5 protein-coding genes and 1 rRNA gene are annotated in these 4,958 nt (G+C 63.5%); 2 read left to right on the forward strand and 4 right to left on the reverse strand.

The window, feature by feature from the left end; genetic code table 11:
• Nucleotides 1-118 (forward strand): 16S ribosomal RNA (locus Mgrana_RS16370); the annotation flags it as partial.
• A gap of 72 nt (nucleotides 119-190) precedes the next feature.
• Here the strand turns inward: Mgrana_RS16370 and Mgrana_RS16375 are convergent.
• Nucleotides 191-913, reverse strand: coding sequence for a glycosyltransferase family 2 protein (locus Mgrana_RS16375; RefSeq protein ID WP_240631416.1), 723 nt, complete (start codon nucleotides 911-913; stop codon nucleotides 191-193).
• Nucleotides 914-1,079: 166 nt separating this feature from the next.
• Here Mgrana_RS16375 and surE point away from each other — a divergent pair, with 166 nt between their 5' ends.
• On the forward strand, nucleotides 1,080-1,841 hold the full coding sequence (gene surE, locus Mgrana_RS16380; protein WP_119358648.1) for a 5'/3'-nucleotidase SurE: 762 nt from the start codon (nucleotides 1,080-1,082) through the stop codon (nucleotides 1,839-1,841).
• 40 nt (nucleotides 1,842-1,881) lie between these two features.
• On the opposite strand, the gene ychF is transcribed toward surE, so the two are convergent.
• The 3 genes from ychF to Mgrana_RS16395 form a co-directional block, all read right to left on the reverse strand.
• Nucleotides 1,882-3,000, reverse strand: coding sequence for a redox-regulated ATPase YchF (gene ychF / locus Mgrana_RS16385; RefSeq protein WP_119358649.1), 1,119 nt, complete (start codon nucleotides 2,998-3,000; stop codon nucleotides 1,882-1,884).
• Between the two features lie 45 nt (nucleotides 3,001-3,045).
• Nucleotides 3,046-3,561 carry a DJ-1/PfpI family protein gene (locus tag Mgrana_RS16390; protein ID WP_119358650.1) on the reverse strand — a complete coding sequence of 172 codons (516 nt, stop codon included), beginning with the start codon at nucleotides 3,559-3,561 and terminating at the stop codon, nucleotides 3,046-3,048.
• A gap of 3 nt (nucleotides 3,562-3,564) precedes the next feature.
• A partial coding sequence (locus tag Mgrana_RS16395; RefSeq protein WP_119358651.1) for an FAD-dependent oxidoreductase occupies nucleotides 3,565-4,958 on the reverse strand: 1,394 nt, incomplete at its 5' end.

A 4,958-nucleotide genomic window follows, 5' to 3' on the forward strand; every position in this document is an offset into this window, starting at 1 on the left:
GTGGGTTTTGCCTGAAGTCGCCGGGAGCTATAGGCAGGCGCCTAGGGTAAGGCTCATGACTGGGGCTAAGTCGTAACAAGGTAACTGTACCGGAAGGTGCGGTTGGATCACCTCCTTTCTAAGGAGCATTGAGCTCGGCTGATCTTTCTTTGACCAAGTTAGGAGCGCCTTCGGGCGCTCTTTTTCTTTGTTAGGCCCAATTGGCGATGATCCGGTGATCCTTGAGCTTCACCCCGCTTAATTTATGCTTGGCACTCAGGCGCTCGAGGTAGCGCTGGCGTTCTTCCTGGCGAGCGCTGTAGGACATGTTGGCCCCATGCATCGAGACCACTACCCCACGTCCAGGAAGTTGTATCAGGGGGTGTCCTGCTCCACTCACGCGCAAATACCAGTCCCAATCCCAGTAGTCGGACATCTCCGGATCAAAGAGGCCCAGCTCGTCATGGAAGGCTTTAGGATAGGCTATCCCCGTGGCCAGGATGGTGTTGTTGTGGCGCAGTGCTTCGGGGGTAGCGGAAAAATCAAAGGGCAGTCGCTCGAGCTCCAGCCCATCTCGCTCTTGTACCAGATAGCCCCCCCGGTACACCAGCGCCGAAACCGCCCGCAGCACCCGCAGCACCCGATACAAATGGGTGCGATCTTCCCACCAATCATCGTCATCCAAAAGGGCGATGGTCTCGCCTGAGGCTGCCTGGAGTGCGGTATTGCGGGCCTGAACCTGCCCCTTACCGGCATTGGGCAGTGCCCGAATCCGGGAATCCCCCAAACCCCGGGCGGCCTCGAGCCCCGATCCATCCCCGTCGTCCACCACCAGGGCCTCCCAATCCGGGTAGAGCTGAGCTTGCAACGAGCGCAGGGCCCGCAGCAAGAGCTGGGGACGGTTGAAGGTGGGGATCAGCACGCTAATCACCACAAACCCTCCCAAAGCCGGGGGCCTGGGGTTGGCCCGCAAGCCGAAGCCAAAGGACGGGGGGGTGACAGGCGTTCACAAATCTAGCTCGAGGTTATCCAGCGATTGTCAGTGCATCATCCTACCCCCATTGACCGCTCGCTGACAAGCCCGAGCTAGGGTGCACAGCGTGAAGATCTTGGTCTCGAATGACGACGGCATCTATAGCCCCGGCCTGCGGGCCCTGGCCGAGGTCGCCACCGCCTATGGCGAGGTGCGGGTGGTGGCCCCCGATGTGGAGCAGAGCGCGATGGGACACGCCATCACCATCTCCCGCCCCCTGCACTGCCGCCCTACCCCACTGGGGGGCCTCGAGGCCTACCGCGTCAACGGCACCCCGGCAGACTGCGTAGCCCTGGGCACCCACCTGGCCTCAGATTCCTCCTTGCTGCCGGAGCCGTCTGGCTGGGACAAGGTGGATCTGGTGCTCTCCGGCATCAACCTAGGCTCGAATCTGGGCAATGAGATCTGGCATTCCGGTACCGTGGCCGCGGCCAAACAAGCCGCCCTGCTGGGCATTCCGGCTGTGGCCTTCAGCACCCCGGTGAACGGCAAAGAGCCCGACTTCGCCCTGCTCAAACCCTGGGTGGGAAAGGTGCTCGAGGCCCTGTTGCGGACAACCCAACCCTTCCTGATCAACGTCAATCTGCCCCCCAAGCCCAAGGGCCTGCTCTGGACCCGGCAGTCGGTGCGGATGTACGAGGGCAGGATCGTCCCCGGCGAGGATCCGATGGGTCGCCAGCATTTCTGGTTCACGGCTACCCCCGACCACGAGCCCGAAGAAGGCACCGACCGCTGGGCGGTCAACCAGGGCCTGATCTCCCTTACCCCATTGCGGCTCGATCTCACCGATGAGGCCCGGTTGCAACAGGCCTACCAGCTCGTCCGATAGCCACAGCACCCGGCAAAGGCCGCTCGAGCCCAGACCGTCGCTACAAGTTGAACAAGATGTACATCACATCCCCATCCTGCACAACGTATTCTTTACCTTCGGTGCGCACCCAACCCCGCTCCTTGGCCTGAGCCCAACCCCCAGCCTCGACCAGCTTGTTCCACTCAATCACCTCGGCCCGAATGAAACCCCTTTCCAGGTCGGAGTGGATCTCCCCTGCGGCCTGGGGGGCTTTGGTGCCTTGACGCACGGTCCAGGCCCGCACCTCTTTTTCCCCGGCGGTCAGGAAGGTCAGCAAGCCCAAAGTATGGTACGCAACCTTGACCAGGCGGTTGAGCCCCGACTCGTTTAGGCCAAGCGATTGCAGGTATTCGGCGGCCTCTCCCTCGGAAAGCTCTGACAGCTCCGACTCAATTTTGGCGGAGACCACCACCACCTCGGCCCCCTCCTGTGCAGCAGCCTGGCGCACCTTAGCCACACTGGGGTTGTTTTGGCCTTCCGGAAGGTCCTCCTCCGCCACGTTGCAAACGTAGATTACCGGCTTATAGGTCAGAAGGCCCAATTCCCGTGCAGCTCGAGAGAGCCCCTCGGGATCCGCGGAGGCAAAGGTACGGGCGGGCTGCCCCTCAGCGAGGTGAGCCAGGAGCGGCTCGAGCACCTCCAGCAGGGCCTTGTCCTCCTTGTCGCTGCGGGCGGTTTTGCGCAGCTTCTCCAGCCGCTTCTCGAGGGTTTGCAGGTCGGCCAGGGCCAGCTCGGTATTGATGGTCTCGAGGTCTTCTAAGGGGTCTACCTTCCCGGCCACGTGCACCACATTGGGGTCCTCAAAACAACGCACCACGTGGGCGATGGCGGCCACCTCGCGGATGTTGGCCAGGAACTGGTTTCCCAGCCCCTCTCCCTTGTGAGCCCCTTTGACCAGCCCGGCGATGTCCACAAACTCCACGTAGGTGGGCACCACCGGGGGCACCTTATCCCCCTTGATAAACAAGCGCTGAAGCGCGTCTAGCCGTGGGTCGGGCAGCGTGACCACCCCAACGTTTTTGTCAATCGTGGCGAAGGGGTAGTTAGCCGCCAAGGCCCCGGCTTTGGTGATTGCGTTGAACAGGGTGGACTTGCCCACATTGGGAAGCCCGACGATACCGACCGCTAGCGATGCCATACCAAGCGGCCATTGTACCGCCTGCCCTGCAAAACCCCTAGGGTTCTACAGACCCAGGTGGGCCCTGGCCTCCTCGGCAAACCCTGCCCACTCCAGCACCGCCCGGCCCAGCTCGAGGTAGCCACGGGTGGTGCAGATCTTTCCCCGCCAGTGGTAGGCCTCGCGGGTGAGCTCGAGCGCTGATCCCTCCAACGCTTCCCAGGCCACCGGGTGGGCGCTGACCTTACCGGAGATCAACCCCGCCTCCAGCAACAAGAGCACCCCGTTGGCCCCCGTGAACATCGCCCGCAAGCCCTCCCAACCCTCGCTGAGCCAGTCCTGATGCTGCGGGTCGCGGCCCAGCTTGCTCATCTGAGGGCCCCCAGGAATCACCAACACATCCAACTCCGGTCGGGCCGCAAAGGTGTACTTAGGCGTCCAAACCGCTCCCGCGCTCCCCTCGAGGGCGGTACGGCCCCTGGCTATGGTAAAGCGCTCCCACCCCAGCAGCCGCGCCACCTCTAACACCAGCGCAGCCTCGGCCTCCAAAAACCCCGGCGTCAGCAAAACCCCTAAGCGCACACCTCACCTCGAAAACCCCGGCATTGCTGAGGGCACCCCTGTACCCGGATCCTCCCCGCCCTGAGGTCGAAGCCAGTCGGGACCCAAAAGGCTCGGGCGAAACAACTCCCATAACAGGGCGGCAGCCTCTCCCCGCCGTAGAGGGCGGTTATTCTCGGGCAGCCTCAGGTGCATCCCCAGCCTCTCCAGAATACGGTTGGCTTCGGTGCGGTACAGCGCCTGTCGCCAGCGCCCCCTAAAAAACCACATCTCGTCCTGCACAGCTTGCAGGGCGGAGGAGCCAGGATAGCGGGCCCCATAGAAGTGCTGGAGGTTGATCAAAAAATCCCCCACCGCCATAGGCTCTTCCAGGTAAAGCCGCCCCACCATGAAGTAGGGGGTGGAAAATAACCCCCGGCGGTAGAGTTCGATGGCTGCGGGGTAGGCTGGGTTGGCCATGTCCTTGCGGGGATCGGAGGGCTCAGGGAGAAGGTTGGCCCCCTGGCGCAGCAGTTGTTCCCGCAGCGCTTCGGGCTGGGCCGCCAAGGCGGGAAACTCGAGGGCTTGACGCTTGGCCAGATACGCCGCTGTACCGGCAGCCTCACCCAGGGCCATCTGCAAGGGGACCACTCGAGCCGAGAATGCGGCCACACTGTCGTAGGAAGCTGCTTGCGACACCACCAGCAGGTTATCTAGGCCGCGGGGCACCATGGTGCGAAAGGGAACCCCGTACGGAGCCGGGGTGCCCAGCAGGTAAAGTGCCTCCCCTCGGCGGTACGACTGCCCATCCAGTGGATAACTTCCCACCGCCACCGTATCCGGGAAATCGCGCCCGTAGAGCACGTCATCGGCCCTCAGCCGATAAAGCCCCAGCAGATGACGGCTCTCGCGGAGGTAGAACTCCGGAGCAACCTCGACCAGTTGCGCGGTGCCAAAGAGGGCCGGGGCAGCCCGGCGCAAATACCCCACCACCCGCTCCACCTCACCCGCAGCCTGGCGGTGCAGGCGCCGGTCCCCCCCTGGGGCAGTGCCGTCCACCCCATATACCAGCAGGGCATTCACCCAGACGCTTCCATCCCGCTGGCGTGCCAGGTTTAGGCCGCGCAAGCGATAGCGCTCGGGGTCTGAAGGTCGGTAGGCAAACCCCAAGGGGCCAAAGCCCCAAGCGCTGCTCCCCCAAGCCCCACTGCCGCTATGCCGGACCACCCCGTCGTAATTCAGGGCCAACCACACCCCCCACCACGGCACCCCCTCGAGCCGAAAGGAAAGCCCCGCGGCCATCTGGGCCTTGTCCAGCCCGGTATCCTCCCGGCCGATGGTAAACCCGGCCCCTGCTGCGTAAGCCAGCTCGGCGGTATCGCTGGCGTCAATGAAAAAAGGGGCTTCGAAGCTCAGGGGTTGTCCGTCCTGTATGAAGG

Origin of the sequence: Meiothermus granaticius NBRC 107808 (genome assembly GCF_003574355.1) — a bacterium.
Lineage (GTDB): Bacteria > Deinococcota > Deinococci > Deinococcales > Thermaceae > Meiothermus > Meiothermus granaticius.

Coding starts and splice junctions, on each gene's coding strand:
- ychF (WP_119358649.1), bottom strand. CDS start 3,000: ATGGCATCGCTAGCGGTCGGTATCGTCGGGCTTCCCAATGTGGGCAAG.